Source organism: Vibrio sp. 704 (assembly GCF_033339295.1).
On sequence record NZ_JAWOUH010000920.1, the window covers coordinates 1 to 539 of the forward strand.

Genomic DNA, 539 nt, shown 5'->3' on the forward strand with positions numbered 1-539 from the left:
CGACTCATTAGCTTGCAGTTAAAGTGGCAAACAACGTCCGAATTGCATGGTTAGAAGGTAAAGCTCGCATTCTGCTGGCTTGGGACTACTACCTCCTCAACAACTTTATTGAGATGCTAACGGTACTTGATGGCGCAACAGAAGTGCTCAAAGACCATGAAGACAGCACTTGGCAAGCCGAAATTTGGGACTTTAAAGGCTTGGCACTCCTTGGCTTAGAACGCCTAGACGCTGCGGAAGAAGCAACCCAAAAAGCGCACAAGCTGGCCATTGAGCACGATCTAACGTGGATGAAAGCACACTCTTTCATCAGTCGAGCAAGACTAGAGCTACTGCGTAAAAACACAGACAGCGCAGCCGAGTTGTTGCTTGCCGCAGAAGAATCCGCGCTTAATTTCGATAACGGCGAACTGCTAAGTCAGATCTGTTTTCAGCAATCTCGCGTTGCTGAAGAGCAAGGCGATTTCGAAGCGGCATTTAATGCGTTTAAAAAATACCGAAAACATGCACTGAAAATGCTCAAAGAGCAGACCAATCGT

1 pseudogene is annotated in these 539 nt (G+C 47.1%); it reads left to right on the forward strand.

Annotated elements, in window-relative coordinates:
* Positions 1 to 11: 11 nt before the first annotated feature.
* Positions 12 to 539, forward strand: a pseudogene (locus R7R24_RS29880) (hypothetical protein); the annotation flags it as partial.